General features: G+C 70.8%; 16 protein-coding genes and 2 tRNA genes. 8 read left to right on the plus strand and 10 right to left on the minus strand.

The genetic code is table 11. The features are described from left to right. Positions 1-16 precede the first annotated feature (16 nt). On the plus strand, positions 17-700 hold the full coding sequence (locus NAG42_RS41825; protein ID WP_250038089.1) for a TetR/AcrR family transcriptional regulator: 684 nt from the start codon (positions 17-19) through the stop codon (positions 698-700). A 5-nt stretch (positions 701-705) separates the two neighbouring features. Here NAG42_RS41825 and NAG42_RS41830 read toward each other — a convergent pair whose 3' ends face one another. The 5 genes from NAG42_RS41830 to NAG42_RS41850 all read right to left on the minus strand — a co-directional run bounded on the left by NAG42_RS41830 (position 706) and on the right by NAG42_RS41850 (position 2,921). Then, a complete protein-coding gene (locus NAG42_RS41830; RefSeq protein ID WP_250038090.1) occupies positions 706-1,398 on the minus strand; it encodes an ArsR/SmtB family transcription factor in 693 nt (230 codons plus the stop codon). Between the two features lie 94 nt (positions 1,399-1,492). Continuing rightward, positions 1,493-1,948: a DUF6069 family protein gene (locus NAG42_RS41835; protein WP_250038091.1), complete on the minus strand. Its 456-nt coding sequence runs from the start codon at positions 1,946-1,948 to the stop codon at positions 1,493-1,495. Continuing rightward, the gene (locus NAG42_RS41840) at positions 1,941-2,396 is read right to left on the minus strand and encodes an SRPBCC family protein (RefSeq protein WP_250038195.1); all 456 of its coding nucleotides are present in this window, start codon (positions 2,394-2,396) and stop codon (positions 1,941-1,943) included. The genes NAG42_RS41835 and NAG42_RS41840 overlap by 8 nt, the downstream gene beginning before the upstream one ends. Positions 2,397-2,464: 68 nt before the next feature. Then, on the minus strand, positions 2,465-2,809 hold the full coding sequence (locus NAG42_RS41845; protein ID WP_250038092.1) for an ArsR/SmtB family transcription factor: 345 nt from the start codon (positions 2,807-2,809) through the stop codon (positions 2,465-2,467). A gap of 40 nt (positions 2,810-2,849) precedes the next feature. Next, positions 2,850-2,921, minus strand: a tRNA-Met gene (locus tag NAG42_RS41850). Positions 2,922-2,995: 74 nt separating this feature from the next. Between NAG42_RS41850 and NAG42_RS41855 the strand changes: the two genes are divergently transcribed. Then, positions 2,996-3,382 carry a VOC family protein gene (locus NAG42_RS41855; protein WP_250038093.1) on the plus strand — a complete coding sequence of 129 codons (387 nt, stop codon included), beginning with the start codon at positions 2,996-2,998 and terminating at the stop codon, positions 3,380-3,382. Positions 3,383-3,536: 154 nt separating this feature from the next. On the opposite strand, the gene NAG42_RS41860 is transcribed toward NAG42_RS41855, so the two are convergent. The 4 genes from NAG42_RS41860 to NAG42_RS41875 form a co-directional block, all read right to left on the minus strand. Further along, positions 3,537-3,609, minus strand: a tRNA-Trp gene (locus NAG42_RS41860). Positions 3,610-3,942: 333 nt separating this feature from the next. Then, positions 3,943-4,695: a hypothetical protein gene (locus NAG42_RS41865; protein ID WP_250038094.1), complete on the minus strand. Its 753-nt coding sequence runs from the start codon at positions 4,693-4,695 to the stop codon at positions 3,943-3,945. Between the two features lie 137 nt (positions 4,696-4,832). After that, positions 4,833-5,822 (minus strand): TAXI family TRAP transporter solute-binding subunit, encoded by a 990-nt coding sequence (locus NAG42_RS41870; protein ID WP_250038095.1) that lies wholly within the window; start codon positions 5,820-5,822, stop codon positions 4,833-4,835. Between the two features lie 10 nt (positions 5,823-5,832). Further along, positions 5,833-7,854, minus strand: coding sequence for a TRAP transporter permease (locus NAG42_RS41875; RefSeq protein ID WP_250038096.1), 2,022 nt, complete (start codon positions 7,852-7,854; stop codon positions 5,833-5,835). Positions 7,855-8,021: 167 nt separating this feature from the next. Here NAG42_RS41875 and NAG42_RS41880 point away from each other — a divergent pair, with 167 nt between their 5' ends. The 3 genes from NAG42_RS41880 to NAG42_RS41890 are packed head-to-tail and all read left to right on the plus strand — an operon-like array spanning position 8,022 to position 12,253. Continuing rightward, positions 8,022-8,660, plus strand: a complete 639-nt coding sequence (locus tag NAG42_RS41880) for a dioxygenase family protein (RefSeq protein ID WP_250038097.1) — start codon at positions 8,022-8,024, stop codon at positions 8,658-8,660. Between the two features lie 14 nt (positions 8,661-8,674). Further along, a complete protein-coding gene (locus NAG42_RS41885; protein ID WP_250038098.1) occupies positions 8,675-10,351 on the plus strand; it encodes an AMP-binding protein in 1,677 nt (558 codons plus the stop codon). 9 nt (positions 10,352-10,360) lie between these two features. Beyond that, the gene (locus NAG42_RS41890) at positions 10,361-12,253 is read left to right on the plus strand and encodes a glycosyltransferase family 39 protein (RefSeq protein ID WP_250038099.1); all 1,893 of its coding nucleotides are present in this window, start codon (positions 10,361-10,363) and stop codon (positions 12,251-12,253) included. 131 nt (positions 12,254-12,384) lie between these two features. Here the strand turns inward: NAG42_RS41890 and NAG42_RS41895 are convergent, their stop codons facing one another. Beyond that, on the minus strand, positions 12,385-13,989 hold the full coding sequence (locus tag NAG42_RS41895) for an AMP-binding protein (RefSeq protein ID WP_250038100.1): 1,605 nt from the start codon (positions 13,987-13,989) through the stop codon (positions 12,385-12,387). 52 nt (positions 13,990-14,041) lie between these two features. On the opposite strand from NAG42_RS41895, the gene NAG42_RS41900 reads away from it, so the two are divergent. The 3 genes from NAG42_RS41900 (at position 14,042) to NAG42_RS41910 (ending at position 17,562) form a co-directional block, all read left to right on the plus strand. Then, the gene (locus tag NAG42_RS41900) at positions 14,042-15,070 is read left to right on the plus strand and encodes a zinc-dependent alcohol dehydrogenase (protein ID WP_250038196.1); all 1,029 of its coding nucleotides are present in this window, start codon (positions 14,042-14,044) and stop codon (positions 15,068-15,070) included. A gap of 92 nt (positions 15,071-15,162) precedes the next feature. Beyond that, positions 15,163-16,800 carry a GMC oxidoreductase gene (locus NAG42_RS41905; RefSeq protein ID WP_250038101.1) on the plus strand — a complete coding sequence of 546 codons (1,638 nt, stop codon included), beginning with the start codon at positions 15,163-15,165 and terminating at the stop codon, positions 16,798-16,800. Positions 16,801-17,058: 258 nt separating this feature from the next. Then, positions 17,059-17,562 carry a pyridoxamine 5'-phosphate oxidase family protein gene (locus NAG42_RS41910; RefSeq protein ID WP_250038102.1) on the plus strand — a complete coding sequence of 168 codons (504 nt, stop codon included), beginning with the start codon at positions 17,059-17,061 and terminating at the stop codon, positions 17,560-17,562. Positions 17,563-17,791 lie beyond the last annotated feature (229 nt).

Below are 17,791 nucleotides of genomic sequence, written 5' to 3' on the forward strand. Positions count from 1 at the left end.
TACACTGTCAGGAGTTATGGACGACCACCTCAGGCGGCTCTGGCGGCACCGTGGGGCGACGCTGCCCACGCCCCGCCGCGGGCCCAGACAGCAACTCGACCTCGACGAGATCCTCGCGGCCGGGATGGCCATCGCCGACGCCTCCGGACTCGAGGCGGTGTCGACGCGGGCCGTCGCCGCGCGTTTCGGCAAGACCGCGATGGCCCTCTACCCGTACGTGGGAACCAAGGAGAACCTGCTCGCGCTGATGCAGGACCAGGCCACGACCATGCCCGATTTTGATCTTGCGCAGGGCAGGCTGGAGGAGGCGCTGCGGGCGTGGGCGACGGCGCTGTTCGAGGTGTATCTCGCGCATCCGTGGCTGACCGAGCGGCCGTGGTCGCAAGCCAGCCAGGGGCCGCACGAGCAGGACTGGATGGAGGCGTTGCTGGGGATCTTCGAGCGCTTCGACGTGGCGGCGCGGTTGCGGGCACCGGCGGTGACGATGCTCTATGCGACGACCCGGGCGACGGCCCAGACGGCAGCGGCCTACGAGCGGCTGACCGAAGAGGATCTCGAGGCGTGGCGCACCCGGGCGGCCGCTGCTCCTTCGCCGGCCGTCCCGCTGGTCCCGGTCACGACGGATTGGCGGGAAGCTCCCCGCGCGGGACTGCTCGCCGCGGTCGCCCTGCTCGCGACCGGACTCGCGGCCGGTTCGTAGCGGCGTCAGAGACCGGTGGTGTCGAGATCGAGCAGATCTCGCAGGGCCACCTGGCCGTCCGGGGTGAGCCGCACGGCCCGGCCCGAGCCGATCCGGGTGACCCAGCTCCGCGCGAGGAAGGTCTCGCACAGGCGTGCGCCGGCCACCCCCGCGAGATGTTGCCGCCGCTCGGTCCAGTCGAGGCAGCCCCGGGCCAGCGGCCGCCGCCCCGCGCCCAGGTCGCTCCCGGTGGTCGAGGCCAAAAACCGTTTCCCGTACGGCGTGAGAGCGAACCCGCCGTCCACGTCGAGCATCCCGGCGCCCGCCATCGCCTCGGTGACGGCGACCCCGAGCCGCCCGGCCAGGTGGTCGTAGCAGGTGCGACCCCGGCGCAGGGCGGCACTGGCCGTGGCGGCCCGCAAACCGGTGGCCGGCGCCGGGCGCGGGTCGAGGCGGGCGGCCAGGTCCTCGATCAGCTGGGCGGCCGACTCGTCGGCCAGCTGCACATAGCGGTGCCGGCCCTGCCGTCGCTCGACCAGCAGCCCCCCGGTGACCAGCCGGTGCAGGTGCTCGGTGGCGGTGGAGGGCGCGACCCCGGCGTGCCGCGCCAACTCCCCCGCCGTCCACGCCCGCCCGTCGAGCAACGCCAGGCACATGGCCGCCCGGGTCTCGTCGGCGAGCAGCCCGGCGAGGGAGGCGAGGTCTCCGGCGGTGGCCATGCCCCTAGTGTGCGGCGACGACGCTTCGGCATGAACCGAACCCTGTGGACAACGCCCATGGCTTGCCGGGCGCCCTGTGGACAACGCGACGCCGTCAGCCCTCCGAACGCATAGTGTCAGCCCCCTGCCCCGGGAGGGAGGGGGTTAGGGATGGACGGCGGCTCGGCGAAACGTTGATCCATCGGATTGCCAGGACACTGATCGGTGCCAGGGTCACGTGGCAAAGCGCCAGCGTGATCGTGCTCGCCCGGTCGAGGTCGGCCGGCAGGGTCATGACAAGAATCGTCACGACCGCGAGCACGGGCGCCACGATCGCGGCGACCCGGCTGACCCAGGAGCCGAGCCGCCCGAGCAGCGCGACCAGGACCAGACCGACCAGCAGGGGCACGGCGCTGAAGCCGGCCACGGTGACCGCGTCGACCTCGTTCGTCACGCCGTCGGCGGTGAAGCGGAAGCTGCCACCGGCGGCCCGGCCGACCGCGTAGACGAGCAGGTTGATCACGACGGCGGCCACGACGGCCAGCGTGATGATCGCCGGGCGGCTACGCATCGGACTTCTCGCGCTTGAGGAAGGCCTCGATGCGGGCGAGCGCGCCCTGCCAGACCTCGCCGGCGAAGAAGTCGCGGATCTCGGGGACGGGGAAGCCGCTCTGCACGACGGTCATCAGCGTGCCGTCGCCCTTCTCCTCGAAGGTGATCTCGATGCGCGTGGTCATCTCCAGGCCGTCCGGGCCCGACCCGGTCGACTCGGTGACCAGCCGGTGGGGGCGGTCGATCTCGAGGAAGGTCTGCGTCTCGCGGAAGAGCGTGTCCTGGTCCGGCCCCCAGACGGCGGTCTGCTTCCCGCCGACCCGCAGGTCCACCTCGATCTCGACGATGCCCGGTTCCTCGTCGAGGATGCTGAACCAGATCTTCTGTTTCTCGGCGTCGGTGTACGCGTCGAACACCTCCTCCGGCGTGGCCGGCAGTTCCCGCGTGACCCGCATGTCCAGCGTCATGTCCGTGCTCTCCCTCATCTCATGCTTCGCCAGGTACGTCGGCCGGCTCGCAGATCGGCCGCTGATCGTCAGTGCTGCTGCTCACCGCCGCCACGGCGCAGCGTGAAGTAGGCGTCGAGGCCGTCGAGCCGGCGCGCCCAGAGTCGCTGATAGAAGCTGATCCAGGCCATGGCGTCGTCGAGCGGCGCCGGGGCCAGGCGGCACTGCCGGGTGCGGCCGACCTTTTCGGTGACCACCAGGCCGGCGTCCTCGAGCACTTGAACGTGCTTCTTCATGCCGGTCAGGGTCATGCCGGTCGGCTCGGCGAGCTCCCCGATCGTCGCCGGACCCTCGCCCAGCCGGACCAGGATGCCCCGCCGCGTCGCGTCGGCGAGCGAGGCGAAGACCCGATCCAATTCCCGTTGCTGAACCACGTGGTTCACCTTATAAAAGTGAACCGGAAAGTTCAATATGTGCCGTCGGGTGGTGTCGAACCACCGGCCTCCGCCTTATGAGGGCGGCGCTCTTCCGCTGAGCTACGACGACGGGTTTCAGGAAGCGGATCGTCCGCATCCGGCTCTAGGGTGCGATGTCCGTACCCGGGTCGAAGGGAACTTTCGATGCTGTCGCGAACCAAAGGCATGTGGTGGGGCATGGCCGTCGAGGCGCCGGACCCGGCCGCGCTGGCCCGGTTCTACTCGGACTTGGTCGGCTGGCCCGTGGTCCACGAGGAACCGGGCACCACGGTTCTGGCCACCAACCCGGACGGGTCGAACTTCGTCGTGTTCCAGCAGGCGACCGACTATCGGGCGCCCGTGTGGCCGCCGGCCGAGGGCAGCCAGCGACCGATGATGCACTTCGACTTCCAGATCGGGGACCTCGACGCCGGGGTGGCCGAAGCCGTGGCGCTGGGGGCCGAACTCGCCGACCACCAGCCCCAGTCCCACGTCCGCGTCCTGCGCGACCCGGCCGGGCACCCGTTCTGCCTGGTCCGCGACGACGGCTGACCGCAGAAGACGGCTGACCGGAGCGGCGGGGCGCGCGTTGGCCGGGTAGCGCAAGTGTTCCCGGCCGGCCAGCCCGGTGGTCGCCTCACCCACCGCAGCCGGCCCGCGCACGCCGCCGCCCCGATCCGGACCATTCAATTGTCGGAGGCAAAAGCACGGGCGGCAGGATTCGAACCCGCACCGAACGGCTTTGGAGGCCGCCGCTCTACCATTTGAGCTACGCCCATTCGCCACAAAAAAGGCCGGAAAGGGCGAGGGGAATTGGTGCTCCCGCGTCAGCTGCGACTCGCTCCAGCGGCCGCCTGCCATCGCTCGGAGCAGCGCATTCGCGGCGAGCACCCGCCGAAGCGCATCTCTGCGGCACTCAACGGAAGGTCGAAAACAATGGCGTCATGCCACAGCATCTCGATCTCCTTTCGCGGGGCGCTCTCGCGGACTGATCAGAACAATACTGCTTTCCTGACGCCGACAGCAATTGTTTATACGAAGGTGAGTGCCGGCGCCACCCACGTCGCGAGAGGGGTGGCGCCGGCTTTGTGAGGTGCCGGCCGGAGCCGGATCTAGGAGCCGCTCACCGACCAGCCGTCGGCGTATTCGATGTGGACCAGCCGGACCTCATCGTGCCAGGCACCCGGCACGGGTTCGGTGCGCAGGACCACCGGGCGGTCGACGAGCACACAGCGACTTTCGCCGGGCCACCACCACCCGGCCGACCGGGTGAGCGCCGACCACTCGATGAACTCCCGCTCATGGCCGAGGTGGGGCGTCACCGTCCGCCGGATGGCGTCGACATGGCCGATCCAGTAGCCGTCCTGATGCCCGTACCAGCCGACCGGAAGCCGGCCGAGGGCCGCCCGCACCGGCAGATAGAGCCCGGCCAGACTGCGGAAGAGCGCATTGCGGACGCCCTGGGTGAGCACCTCGTGGAACGGCAACCCGGACTCGAGGGCCTGCTCGGGCGGCAGCACCGGCCAGGGCTTGCCCTTGGGGCGTTTCAGGGGCGGGCGGTCGCCGGGCGGCTCGGTGTAGTCCGCTTCGAGGGCCGACCGCAGGTGGGAGAGCTCGGCTGCGATGTCGCCGGCCAGCGGGAACCGGCCCGGTGACCGGCGGTCACCCAGCCACGATCGCAGGTCGTCGTGGGTGGGCAGACCTTCGAGGTACGGGACGGCGGCACGCGGCGACGGGACCCGGATGAACTCCGGGCGTGGCCGGCCGTGCCGGGCGTACAGGGAAGTGAGTATCTCTTCGGTGGTGGTGTGGTCGGCCGGCTTGGTGGAGAGGCCCACCTCGAGCCATTCGCGGCGAGTGGACACCGCCCGATCCATGAGTTCCTGACGGAGCGCGGACTGTCGCCGCGCGGGCGCGATCAAAGCGCGAGGGCGCACGCGCCCTTCCGGGAGAAGATCATCATGGGATCAGCTTCTCCCGGAAGCGACGAGATGTCCAGCGGTTATTTCGGGGCGCCGAGGTCGTCGAGGGCCTTGGCCGAGCCGCGGTGCAGCGGCACCGGGTCGGTGTCGCGGGCCTGGTCGAGGCTGATCTCCTTGGCCGCGGCGTTGGCCTGTTCGAGCTGCGGCTTGCGGTCGAACAACGTCTTGGTGAGCACGCAGGCCACGTTGGCGTCCAGGTCGTCCTTCACGAGCAGCAGGTTGGGCACGACGATCGTCGAGGTGTCGCCGGACAGCTTGTAGGCGGCGGCCGGGATGGTCCCCGTCTCGTACACCGGGTTGATCTTCTGCATCTCGGGCAGCAGCGGCGTGATGTCGAGGAACTCGACCTGACCGCCCGACGTGGTGAGCAGGTCGGTGATGCCGGGGGTGGGCAGGCCGCCGGACCAGAAGAGCGCGTCGATCGAGCCCTCCTTCATGCCGTCGACGGTCTTGGTGAGGTCGAGCTTCTGGGCGCTGACGTCCTGGGCCGGGTCGAGGCCGGCCGCCGTCAGCAGGCGGTTGGCGATGACCTCCGTACCGGATTTGGGGGAACCGGTGGAGACCCGCTTGCCCTTCATGCCGGCCACGTCCTTGATGCCGGCCGCCTTGCGCACGATCACCTGGGTGTAGTTGGTGTGGATGCGGGCCAGCGCGGCGATCGGCTGCTTGCTGTCGAAGCTGCCGGTCCCGTTGACCGCGTCGGCCGCGGTGTCGGCCAGCGAGAACGCGACGCCGTAGCTGCCCGCCACGAGCTGCTGGATGTTCTGGACGGAGGCACCCGTCTCGGAGGCGGTCGCCTTGACGTTGCCGCCGGCCGCGCCGAGCTGTTCGGCGTACGCGTTGCCGAGCGCGAAATACACGCCGGTCGCGTTGCCGGTGGCGATGCCGATCCGCGTCTCGTTGGCGACGTCGCACGTCACCTCGCCACCGGCGTCGGTCGAGGCGGCGTCCTGCCGCCCGCCGCAAGCCGACCCGGTGAGGATCAGGGCGAACCCTACGGCCATGGCCATGCGTTTCATCTCAACCCCGTTCTTCGGTGTGCACGGTTTCGGTGGTCTCCGCGGCGCGCCGGCGGTCGACGGCGGCCCAGCCCACGGCCACAGCGAGCAGGGCAACGCCGATGCCGATGGTCAGTGGCGCGAGGTAGAGCAGAAGCAGGCCGGCCAGCGCGGCCAGCACCCGGCTGCCGGTGCCCGCGCGCCCGATACCGAGCACCCAGCCGCCGGTGGCGACGGCCAGGGCGGCCACCCCGGCGATGGCGGCCGCGGTGGCCCAGACGACGTCGGCGAACGGGCCGCGGGCCAGCAGGTAGGAGCCGGCCGGGGTGAGCACGAACGCGATGGGCGCCAGGAACGCCGGGAGGGCGTACTTGAGGGCCTGCCACATCGTCGGGATCGTGCGCCCGCCGGTGATCGCGCTGGCCCCGACGGCGGCCAGGGCGGTGGGCGGGGTGACCTCGGAGAGCACCGAGTAGTAGAAGACGAACATCGCCGCGGCCGGCGCCGGGACGCCCAGGGCCAGCAGCGCCGGCCCGATGATGACCCACCCGATGATGAAGCTCGCGGTGACCGGGACGGCCAGCCCCAGGATGGCCAGCGCGATCGCGGCCAGGATCACGGTCAGCGCGAGCACCGCGGTCGGGTTCGAGGTGACGGCCTGGGCGCCGCGCACCAGCAGCGAGGCCAGCTGGGCGCCGAGCCCGGTCTTGGTCGTGGTGGCGGTGATGATGCCCGCGGCGGCGCAGACCGCGACGACCGGCAGCACGCTGCGGACGCCCGCGCTGAGCGCGGTGAACAGTCGTTGCGGGGTCAGCCAGGACTGCCGGTCGAGGAACGACAGGGCGAAGGCCAGCACGGTGGCGTAGACGACGGCCCGGGTCGCGCTCTGCCCCAGCGCCAGCAGCACGACGATCAGCACCAGCGACGAGAAGTGGTAGCCGAACCGGCCCAGCAGGCGCAGCGTGCTGACCTCGGGCGCGTCGAGACCGCGGACGCGGAACCGGCGCACGTCGATCTCGACCGCGAGCAGGATGCCCAGGTAGTAGAGGACGGTCGGGATCATCGCCCAGCCCAGGACGGTCAGGTAGGAGACGTCCAGGTATTCGGCCACGATGAAGGCGGCCGCGCCGAGCGTGGGCGGGGACAGGATCGCGCCGACACCGGCCGCGGCCAGCATGCCGCCCGCCTGCTCAGCTGGGTAGCCCGCGCGCCGCAGCAGGGGCCAGGTGACCGCGCCGACGCTCACCGCGGTGGCCGTGCCCGAGCCCGAGACGGTGCCGAGCAGGAAGCCGGCGGCGACCGCGGTGCGCCCAGCCGCGCTGCGCGACTTGCGGAAAGCGGCCACCGACAGGTCGACGAAGAACCGGCTGGCACCGGAGAGGTCCAGCACGGCGCCATAGATCGTGAACAGCACGATGTACGTCGCGGCGACGTCGAGCGGGGTGCCGTAGAACCCGCTGCCCGAGTTGTAGAGCGCGTCGACGATCTGCGAGAAGTCGAGCCCGGCGTGCGCGATCGACCAGTTCTGCGGGAGCAGGCCGCCGTAATACCCGTACGCCAGGAAAGCGAGGCAGACGACCGGGAGCACCCACCCGGTGGTACGCCGGCAGGCCTCGACGATCAGGACGAGGAGCACCGCGCCGAAGGCGATGTCGGTCGGCTCGAGCAGGCCCTGCCGGTCGAGGAAACCGTCGTAGCCGCCGCTGATCGGGCTGACCGGATAGAGGCAGACGACCAGTGTGGTGACGGCCAGGATCCAGTCGAGCACCGTCGGCCGGTCCCGGCTCTCGTTCTTGACCAGCCGCGACCGGTACGCGAGAAAGACGAGCGGGAGCGTGCCGGCCAGAAAGATGATCAGGTAGAACTGGCTGCCCCGGGCCAGCGGGCGGAACACCTGCCAGAGCACGAGCAGGGCGACCGCGAAGGCGACGATCGCCACGCCCAGCCCGACGCGCCCCTTGAGCTCGCGGGCCGGCAGCTCCTCGTCGTCGTACTGCAGGGCATCCATCGTGGACAGAGGGCCGGGAGATCGATCATCGCCCATGAAACGGACAGTACTATCTTCGGTCGCGCTTGGTAACTGCACGACTCTGTAACGACCCGGCCGCGTGTCCGCACCCGTCTCGCAACCGTTGGACAACCCGGGCTGCAACCCGGAAACGGCGTAATGGACCCCTGACCGTCGGCGGAGGGGGCCGTATGACCGTGCAGGTGGAAACTCGGAAGCAAGAACCCGGCGAGCTGGCCCGCGATTTCGCGGTGCTGCGCCGGCGCCGTCTGATGGGCCTGGGCCACGGCGTCACGGTGGCCACTCTGGTCTCCGCGGCACCGTCGGACGCGCTCGCCCGGTCGGGCATCGTGCGCCGGGATCTGCGCCGCGGCTTCGCCCGGGCCACCGGCGTCGCCCGTGGCGTTCCGCTGACCGTCCGGCTGAGGCTGGTCAGCGCCCACTCCGGGCGCCCGCTGGCCGGGCACGCCCTGTATCTGTGGCACGCCGACCGCGACGGTGCCTACTCGCTGCACTCCCCCGGTCTGGGCGCTGAGAACTATCTGCGCGGCATCCAGACAACCGACGCCACCGGCTGGGTCACCTTCTCGACCATCTTCCCGGGTGCGTCCGACGGCCGGTGGCCGCATCTGCGCTTCGAGGCCCAGCCGGGGACCGCGGGTCAGGTCGCACTGCCGGGCGACGTGTGCGCCAAGGTCTACGGCGTGCCCGGCTACGAGCCGAGCGCCACCCACCTCGCCCTGGCCACGCCGATGGCCGAGGACGGCGGCGAGCTGACCATGGCCACCGTCACGGGGGATCTTGACCGTGGCTTCACGGCGACCAGGACCATTAGCATCTGAGCCAGGAGGCTCAGATGACCGAGGGCACAGAGGCATTCCGGGCGGCGCGCGACTTCCTGGTGGCGCACAGCGACGACTACGACGGCGCCGTCGCCGGCTTCTCCTGGCCGCCGCTGGGCGCGTTCAACTGGGCCCTCGACTGGTTCGACGTGATCGCCGCGGGCAACGACGCGCCCGCACTCTGGATCGTCGAGGAGGACGGCTCCGAGCAGCGGTTCTCCTTCGCCGAGATGTCCCGGCGGTCGGACCAGGTCGCGACCTGGTTGCGGTCCGAGGGCGTACGGCGAGGTGACCGCATCGTGGTGATGCTGGGCAACCAGGCGGAGCTGTGGGACACGATTCTCGCCGCCATGAAGCTGGGCGCCGTGCTGATCCCGGCGACGCCGCTCCTCGGGCCGGCCGACTCCGCCGGGCGGGTTACCCGGGGTGGCGCCCAGCATGTGATCGCCCTGTCGTCCGCAGCGGCCAAGTTCGCTGCGGTCGACCCGTCGATCACCAGGATCGCCGTGGGCCCGGCGGTGGACGGCTGGAGTTCCTTGGCCGATGCCTATACCGGAGATGTCGGGTTCGTTCCGGACGGCGTGACGCAGGCTTCCGACACCTTGCTGCTCTACTTCACGTCGGGCACGACGGCTCGGCCCAAGCTGGTCGAGCACACCCACGAGTCGTACCCGGTCGGGCATCTGTCGACCATGTATTGGATCGGCCTGCGGCCCGGGGACGTGCACCTCAACATCTCGTCGCCGGGCTGGGCCAAACACGCCTGGAGCAACGTCTTCGCCCCCTGGAACGCACAGGCCTGCGTGTTCATCTACAACTACACCCGCTTCGACCCGCCCCGGCTGATGGCCGAGATGCAGCGCTGCGGCGTGACCAGCTTCTGCGCGCCGCCGACGGTGTGGCGGATGCTGATCCAGTCCGACCTGTCGGCGCTGGCGACCCCGCCCCGGCTCGTGGTGGGCGCCGGTGAGCCCCTCAATCCCGAGGTCATCGACCAGGTCAGCAAGGCCTGGGGCGTGACGATCCGCGACGGCTTCGGCCAGACCGAGACGACCGTGCAGATCGCCAACACGCCGGGGCAGCCGGTCAAGCCGGGCTCGATGGGCCGGCCGGTGCCCGGTTACACCATCGCGCTGATCGACCCGACCACCGGCGAACAGGCCCAGGAGGGCGAGATCTGCGTGACGCTCGAGCCGCGGCCGACCGGGCTGATGGTGGGTTACCACGGCGACGAGGAGCTCACGGCCGAGCGGATGGCCGGCGGTTACTACCACACGGGTGACGTGGCCTCCCGCGACGAGGACGGCTACATCACGTACGTCGGACGCACCGACGACGTGTTCAAGGCCTCCGACTACCGGATCTCGCCGTTCGAGCTCGAGAGCGTGCTGATCGAGCACGAGGCGGTGGTCGAGGCGGCGGTGGTGCCGTCGCCCGACCCGGTCCGCCTCGCGGTGCCCAAGGCCTACGTCGTGCTCGCCGAGGGCTGGACGGCCGACGCGGCGACGGCCGAGACCCTTTTCGCGTACGCCCGGGAGCACATGCCGCCGTATGCCCGGATCCGCCGCCTCGAGTTCGCCGACCTGCCCAAGACGATCTCCGGCAAGATCCGCCGCGTCGAGCTCCGTGCGGCCGAGCGCGAGAAGCACGCCGACCCGTCCGCCACGCCGCCCGGGGAGTTCGCCGGATAGATTGGCGCGATGCTCCGACGGCGCCTGCTCTACCCGCTCGCTGTGGTGCTGCTGCTGGGACAGATGGCGTTCGCCATGGTCACCACCGCCGTGCAGCAGTCGCCGACGATCGACGAGCCGGTCTACGTGGCCACCGCCGAGGTCTATCGCCAGCAGCACAGCCTGGTCTACAACCCCGAGCACCCGCCGCTGGCCAAGCTGGTGATGGCGGCCGGGCTGACCTTCGTCGACCCCCGCCTGGACGCGCCGCACCGGGTCAACCAGAGCTATCTCGGCCGGCACCTGCTCTACGAGAGCGGCAACAACCCGTTCGACCTGATGCTGGCCGCCCGCCTGCCGATCATCCTGCTCACGCTGCTCTTCGGCCTGGCCGTGCTGTTTTTCGCCCGCGACCTGGCGGGCCCCTGGGCGGGCTTGCTGGCCCTCGCCCTGTACGCGTTCTCCCCCGACGTGATCGCCCACGGCGCGCTGGCCACGCTCGACGTCCCCGCGGCCGGCTTCGTCCTGGTCACGTTCTGGATGCTGTGGCGGGCCCGCTCCCGCCCCCGTCTCTACCTGCCCCTGGCCGGCTTGGCCATGGGCGCGGCCCTGGCCACCCGCATGAACACTCTCGCCATCGTCCCGGTCGCCCTGCTCGTGGCCCTCCTCGCCGCACCCCTCACCCGCCGCTTCCAGCCCAGCGCCCCCAATCCGGCCGACGCGTCCGCTCCCCCTGAAGCGCCCACCCCACCCCAGGCCGCCACCCCATCCAGCGCCTCCACCACACCTCGAGCCGCCACCCCATCCGGCGCCACCACCACACCTCAAGCCGCCACCCCATCCGGCGCCACCACCACACCTCAAGCCGCCACCCCATCCGGCGCCTCCACCGCACCTCAAGCCGCCATCCCGTCCGGCGCCTTCACCCCGCCGCCCCATGCGGCCGACCCGGCGGGCGCGGACGTTAAGCGCACTGCTGGGCTGCGAAGCGGGGAGCTGTGGCGGGGGTTCGGTCTCCGCCTGCTCGGCGCGGTGGGGGTAGGACTGATCGCTGTCGCCACGGTGTGGTTGGTCTATCTGGCCGTAGACCCACGGCTGCGGTGGACCACCCCGGCCACGCTGCCGCACCCCGGCGGCTTGAAGGGGCTGGCCGTCGACCTGCTGCCGTTCCCGCAGGCCTACCGCGACGGCGTGCTCATCCAGTTCGTCTTCGAGTCGCGCACCTTCAACGGCTTCCTGCTCGGCGAGGCCTACCGCGGCGCGAAGTGGTATTACCTACCGATCGCCCTGCTGATCAAGACGCCGATCGGCATGCTGCTGCTCTGGCTGGCCGGCACGATCACGCTGCTGGTCAAGAAGTGGATCGCCGCGCTCTACCTGCTGCTGCCGGCCGGCGTGCTGATGCTGGTGGCGATGACCGGCTCCCGCGACTACGGCACCCGCTACGTCATCTTCGCCCCGATGCTGCTCGCCGTCGCGGCCGGCACGCTCGTGCTGATCAGGTGGCGCCGGGCCTGGATCCCGACCGCGGCGCTGGTGGCCTTCGTCGGGGTGAGCTCGTTGATGACGTTCCCCTACTACCTGCCCTACTCGAACGAGGCTTTCGGCGGCACCGCGAACACCCACAACAACCTGCACGACTCGAACGTCGACTGGGGCCAGGACCTGCCGCGTCTCGCCGAGCGCCTGCGAACGAAGTACCCGGACGAGCCGATCTGGCTGGTCTACAAGGGTTCCGGCGTGCCCGGCTACTACGGCATCGAGGGCCGCAACCCGCTGACCGTCCCGGTCGATCAGGTACGCGGCTTGCTCGTCGTCTCCGACTCGCGGGTGGCACTGGCCCGCGACCAGCTGAAACGCCTCCTCGACACCAGCACCCCCATCGACCAGGTCGGCTACTCCATCACGATCTACCGCCGCTGACCGCCCGGCCACCCCGCTCCGCGCCGCCCCAACCCGCGCCACCCCGCTCCGCGCCGCCCCAACCCGCGCCGCCCCACCCGTCCGGCTCCGCCCCGCCCGGTGCTCGGCACTCGGCGCTCGGCCAAGTCCGGCTAGGCGTTGCGAACCGCGGCGGCGTCCTGCAGGCCGAGGATGCCGACCGATTTCTCCCGCATCTCGACCTTGCGCACCTTGCCGGTCACCGTCATCGGGAAGCCGTCGACAACATGCACGTAACGCGGCACCTTGTAGTGGGTGAGCTTGCCCGCGCAGAACGCCCGGACGTCGTCGGCGGTCAGCGGCGTCGTGCCGGGACGCATCACGACCCAGGCCATCAGCTCCTCGCCGTATTTCACATCGGGCACGCCGATCACCTGCACGTCGGCGATGTCGGGGTGGGTGTAGAGGAACTCCTCGACCTCGCGGGGATAGACATTTTCGCCGCCGCGGATGACCAGGTCCTTGATCCGGCCGACGATGTTGACGTAGCCCTCGTCGTCCATCGTCGCCAGGTCGCCGGTGTGCATCCAGCGGGCCCCGTCGATCGCCTCGGCCGTCGCGTCCGGCTGGTTCCAATAGCCCAGCATCACCGAGTAGCCGCGGGTGCACAGCTCGCCCGGTTCGCCGTGCGGCACCGGCCGGCCGGTGTCCGGGTCGACCACCTTGGACTCGAGATGCGGCATGACCCGGCCGACCGTCTCGGTGCGGCGGGCCAGGGTGTCGTCGGGGCGGGTCATCGTCGACACGGGTGACGTCTCGGTCATGCCGTAGCAGATCGCCACCTCGCTCATGTTCATCTCGGCGACCACCCGTTTCATCACCTCGACCGGGCACGGCGAGCCGGCCATGATGCCGGTGCGCAGCGTCGACAGGTCGTAGCCGGCGAAGCCGGGCAGCCCCAGCTCGGCGATGAACATCGTCGGGACGCCGTAGAGCGAGGTGATCCGTTCCGAGGCCACGGCGGCCAGGGTGGCCTCCGGGTCGAAGCCGGGGGCCGGCAGCACGATGCAGGCGCCGTGCGAGGTCGCGGCCAGATTGCCCATCACCATGCCGAAGCAGTGGTAGAGCGGCACCGGCAGGCAGACCCGGTCGTGCTCGGTGTAGTTGATCAGCTCGCCGACGAAGTAGCCGTTGTTGAGGATGTTGTGGTGCGACAGCGTCGCGCCCTTGGGGAAGCCGGTCGTGCCCGACGTGTACTGGATGTTGATCGGATCGTCGAAGGCCAGCTCCGACATGTCCGGACCGTCGCCGTCGAGGAACAGCTCGGAGAACCCCGGCGTGCCGATGAACACGACGTCGCGGAAGCCCACGGACGAGATCATCGCCCGGTAGTCGCTGGTCTTGAACGACACCGCGCTGATCAGCAGTCGCAGGCCGGACTGCTCGATGACATAGCGCAGCTCGTGCGTCCGGTAGGCCGGGTTGACGTTGACCAGGATCGCGCCGATCTTGGCCGTGGCGTACTGCGTGATCACCCACTCGGCACAGTTCGGCGCCCAGATGCCGACCCGGTCGCCTTTCCCGATGCCCCGGGCCAGCAGACCGCGCGCGAGCCGATTGACGTCGGCGTCGAGTTCCGCGTAGGTCCACCGGCTCCCGGCGGCCACGTCGACCAGTGCCTCCCGATCGCCGAAGCGCGCGACCGTGCGCTCCAGGTTGGCGCCGATCGTCTCGCCGAGCAGGGGCAGCTCCGACACACCCGAGGCATAGGACAGCATTCCCGCAGCATGACCCCTCGCTCCCCACGGGGTCTAGGGTCTTGCCGTGACCATGCAGCGGGTGATCGTCTCGGGTGATGGGGTTTCGGTGGTGGCGGCGGAGGTGCCGCGGCCGGGGCCGGGTGACGTGCTGGTGCGAACGGCGGTGGCCGGCGTCTGCGGCTCCGACACCCACGCCCTGGCCGGGTCGCATCCCTTCATCGATCTCCCCTACCCGCCGGGCCACGAGGTGTGCGGCACCGTCGAGGCGGTCGGGTCGGCGGTGACCGCGGTGACGGTCGGGCAGCGGGTCACGCTCGAGCCCTTCCTGCCCTGCTGGGAGTGCAAGCAGTGCCGGGCCGGGCGGCAGAACGTCTGCGAGCGGCTGCGATTTTTCGGCTGCGCGCACGACCAGGGCGGCATGGCCGAGCTCTTCACGATCGACCAGCGGCGGCTGCACGTGATCCCGGACGGGCTCGACTGGCGGACGGCCGCCTTCATCGAACCGCTGGGGACGCCCGTGCACGCCGTGGGGCTGACCGGCGGCGTACGGGACAAGGCCGTGGCCATCCTCGGAGCCGGCACCATCGGGATCCTGACCTTGCAGGTCGCGCGCGCCCTCGGAGCCAAGCGCGTGGTGATGACCGCGCGGTCGGCCACCTCGCGGGAGCGGGCGCTGACCTTCGGTGCCGACGCGGCGATCGACGCGACCTCGCCCACCGCCGCCGAGGACGTGCGTGACGCCCTGGGCGAGAGCGCCGACGTGGTCTTCGACTGCGTCGCCGAGCAGTCGACCACCAGCCAGGCCCTCGCGATGGTGATGAAGGGCGGAACGGTCGTGGTCGTCGGGGTGCCGCCGGCCGACGTGACGATCCCGCTGCCGCTGATCCAGGACGCCCAGCTGCGCATCCAGGGCAGTGCCACCTATCTCCCGGCCGATTTCGTCGAGGCCATCCGCCTGCTCGAGACCGGCGCGGTGGACGTCTCGGCCATGGTCACCGCCGTGCACCCGCTGCCGGATGCCGCCGCCGCTTTCCAGGACGCCGCCTCGGGTCACCATCTCAAGGTCCTCCTCACCGCCGGGGATGTGGGCCGACTTTAGGCCCGTCGCGACGGTGTCCCGGAGTTATCCACATTCCCGGGTTGTCCACAGGGGCTCTGTTGACTACCGACAGGTAATGCGACAGTGGGGCCATGGCGGATTACGACGTCGTGATCGTGGGCAGCGGCTTCGGCGGCAGCGTGAGTGCGCTGCGCCTGGCCGAGAAGGGCTATCGCGTCGGGGTGCTCGAGGCGGGCCGCCGCTTCACCCGCGACACGTTGCCGAAGACATCGTGGGATCTGCGCAATTTCCTCTGGGCACCCCGGCTCGGTCTGCGTGGTATCCAGCGGATCACCCTGCTCAAAGACCTCGTGGTGCTGTCGGCGGCCGGGGTCGGCGGCGGCTCCCTGGTTTATGCCAACACGCTCTATCAGCCGCCGCCGACGTTCTTCGCCGACCGGCACTGGGCCGGCATCACCGACTGGGCGGCCGAGCTGGCCCCGTTCTACGACCAGGCGTCACGCATGCTCGGCGTCACCGAGCAGCCCACGATGACCCCGTCCGACGTGGTGATCCGCCAGGTGGCCGAGGAGATGGGGGTGGGTGACACCTTCCGGCGCACGCCCGTGGGGGTCTTCTTCGGCGAGGCCGGCAAGAGGGTGCCCGACCCGTTCTTCGGCGGCGCCGGACCCGACCGCACCGGGTGCACCGAGTGCGGCAACTGCATGATCGGCTGCAAGATCGGCGCCAAGAACAGCCTCGACGTCAACTATCTGCACCTGGCCGAGCGGGCCGGGGTGGTGGTGCATCCGTCCACAGAGGTCACCGCCCTGCGCCCGGCCGGCGACGGCTGGCTGCTCACCACCTCGCGGGGCGACTTCACCGCGCGTGACGTCATCCTGGCCGCGGGCGCGCTCGGCACGCAGCGGCTGCTGCACGCCATGCGCGACACCGGCGTGCTGCCCGCCCTGTCGGCGCAGTTGGGCGCGCTCACCCGCACCAACTCGGAGGCGCTGCTCGGGGCGCAGGCCGATACGGTGCCCGCCGAGCCGTTCTCGAAAGGTGTGGCGATCACGTCCTCGTTCCACCCCGACGAGACCACCCACATCGAGCCGGTGCGCTACGGGCCGGGCAGCAACGCGATGGGGCTGCTCTCCACGCTGCTGGTCGACGGCGGCGGGCGGGTGCCGCGGCCGGTGCGCTTCCTCGGGCAGGCCCTGCGCCATCCGTACGTGCTGATGAGGTCGATGTCCGTGCGGCGCTGGAGCGAACGCTCGATCATCGCGCTGGTCATGCAGACGGCCGACAACTCGCTCACCGTCCGCCGCACCTCACGCGGCCGCCTGACGACCGCGCCCGGCCACGGCGAGCCGAACCCCACCTGGATCCCGGCCGGCCACGACGCCGTCCGGCGCATCGCCACCCACATCGGCGGCTTCCCCGGCGGCACGGTCGGCGACATCTTCAACATGCCGATGACCGCCCACATCCTCGGCGGCGCCACGATCGGCGCGTCCCCCACGTCCGGCGTGGTCGACGCCTATCACCGCGTTTTCGGGTACGACGGCCTGCACGTCATCGACGGCTCGGCCGTCCCGGCCAACTTGGGCGTCAACCCGTCCCTGACCATCACCGCGCTCGCCGAGCGGGCCATCGCCGGGTGGCCCAACAAGGGCGAGCCCGACCCCCGCCCCGCCCCCGGCGCCCCCTACCGCCGCCTCCCACCGATCCCTCCGCACTCCCCCGCCGTTCCTGCTCACGCCCCCGCCGCCCTGCGCCTCCCCCCGTGACCTCGCACAGCCACAACGCCCCGCAGCTCACACAGCCGCACAGCCCGCGCAGCTCACCCCGCCATGCGGTCATGCTGCCCTGGGGTACGGCAGTGAGCCTGACCTTCGAGTCCGCGCAGACCCCGTGACCCGCCCAGCCCAACGCAGCCGACAGCCCGTGCAGCCGCACAACCCGCGTCGTCGCAGAGGCGCGCAGGCGCGGGGCGTCCGGGCTCAACGGGATCGCGGGGAGAGGCGGCCGCACCTAGGCTGGCTCGCATGCCGACACCCGATGAGCCGCACCCGGGCCTGGCCGCGCACGCCCGCGAGCTACTGGAGGCGAATCGCTATCTGACTCTGGGCACGGTTTCGCGCGGTGGGTTGCCGTGGGTCGGGCCGGTGTATTTCTCGTGGGCCGGTGAATGGGAGTTCTTCTGGGTGTCCAGGACCGACGCTGAGCATTCGCGCAATCTGGCGGCCCGGCCGGCGGTCAGCTTCACCGTTTTCGACTCCACCGTGCCCGCTTATCAGGGGCGGGCGGTCTATGCGGTGGGTGAGGGCCGCGAAGTGCCGTCCGACGACCTCGACGAGATGCTGGTGCACTATCCGGGGCCGGCCGGGCGCGGGGGCGCGGTGTTCTCGCGGGATCGGTTGTCCGGCGACTCGCCGTTGCGCCTCTATCAGGCCGCGGCCTCGGAGCTGTGGGTTTTGTGCCCGAGCACGACCGGAACGAGTTGCGACCTGCACGACATCACGCGCGACCACCGGGCCCGGATTCTCTGACCGCCGGGCGACGAACCGGAGCTCGAGGGAGGAGCCGGCCGGGCAATTCGCCGTGCGTCGGCTCGGCGGTTGTGGGCGGCCGACCAGACAAGACCGGGCGGGGTCGCACGCCGCGCGATCGGCCCGCGACTGAGCATTCGTCCCGGGCGGCGGGCGAATGGCTGAAGAATTGGACGAACCGCCCCGGCACCGGAGAATCGGCGACGAGGCGGCTCGGGATCGGGGTGAG

It is taken from the genome of Paractinoplanes maris (assembly GCF_023544465.1).
Lineage (GTDB): Bacteria > Actinomycetota > Actinomycetes > Mycobacteriales > Micromonosporaceae > Actinoplanes > Actinoplanes maris.

Excerpts from the sequence above, each read along its gene's own strand:
- NAG42_RS41870 (WP_250038095.1), bottom strand. The coding sequence starts at position 5,822 with ATGGCCATGGCCGTAGGGTTCGCCCTGATCCTCACCGGGTCGGCTTGC.
- NAG42_RS41895 (WP_250038100.1), bottom strand. The coding sequence starts at position 13,989 with ATGCTGTCCTATGCCTCGGGTGTGTCGGAGCTGCCCCTGCTCGGCGAG.
- NAG42_RS41885 (WP_250038098.1), top strand. The coding sequence starts at position 8,675 with ATGACCGAGGGCACAGAGGCATTCCGGGCGGCGCGCGACTTCCTGGTG.
- NAG42_RS41835 (WP_250038091.1), bottom strand. The coding sequence starts at position 1,948 with ATGCGTAGCCGCCCGGCGATCATCACGCTGGCCGTCGTGGCCGCCGTC.
- NAG42_RS41830 (WP_250038090.1), bottom strand. The coding sequence starts at position 1,398 with ATGGCCACCGCCGGAGACCTCGCCTCCCTCGCCGGGCTGCTCGCCGAC.
- NAG42_RS41825 (WP_250038089.1), top strand. The coding sequence starts at position 17 with ATGGACGACCACCTCAGGCGGCTCTGGCGGCACCGTGGGGCGACGCTG.
- NAG42_RS41910 (WP_250038102.1), top strand. The coding sequence starts at position 17,059 with ATGCCGACACCCGATGAGCCGCACCCGGGCCTGGCCGCGCACGCCCGC.
- NAG42_RS41840 (WP_250038195.1), bottom strand. The coding sequence starts at position 2,396 with ATGACGCTGGACATGCGGGTCACGCGGGAACTGCCGGCCACGCCGGAG.
- NAG42_RS41855 (WP_250038093.1), top strand. The coding sequence starts at position 2,996 with ATGCTGTCGCGAACCAAAGGCATGTGGTGGGGCATGGCCGTCGAGGCG.
- NAG42_RS41890 (WP_250038099.1), top strand. The coding sequence starts at position 10,361 with ATGCTCCGACGGCGCCTGCTCTACCCGCTCGCTGTGGTGCTGCTGCTG.
- NAG42_RS41875 (WP_250038096.1), bottom strand. The coding sequence starts at position 7,854 with ATGGGCGATGATCGATCTCCCGGCCCTCTGTCCACGATGGATGCCCTG.
- NAG42_RS41900 (WP_250038196.1), top strand. The coding sequence starts at position 14,042 with ATGCAGCGGGTGATCGTCTCGGGTGATGGGGTTTCGGTGGTGGCGGCG.
- NAG42_RS41905 (WP_250038101.1), top strand. The coding sequence starts at position 15,163 with ATGGCGGATTACGACGTCGTGATCGTGGGCAGCGGCTTCGGCGGCAGC.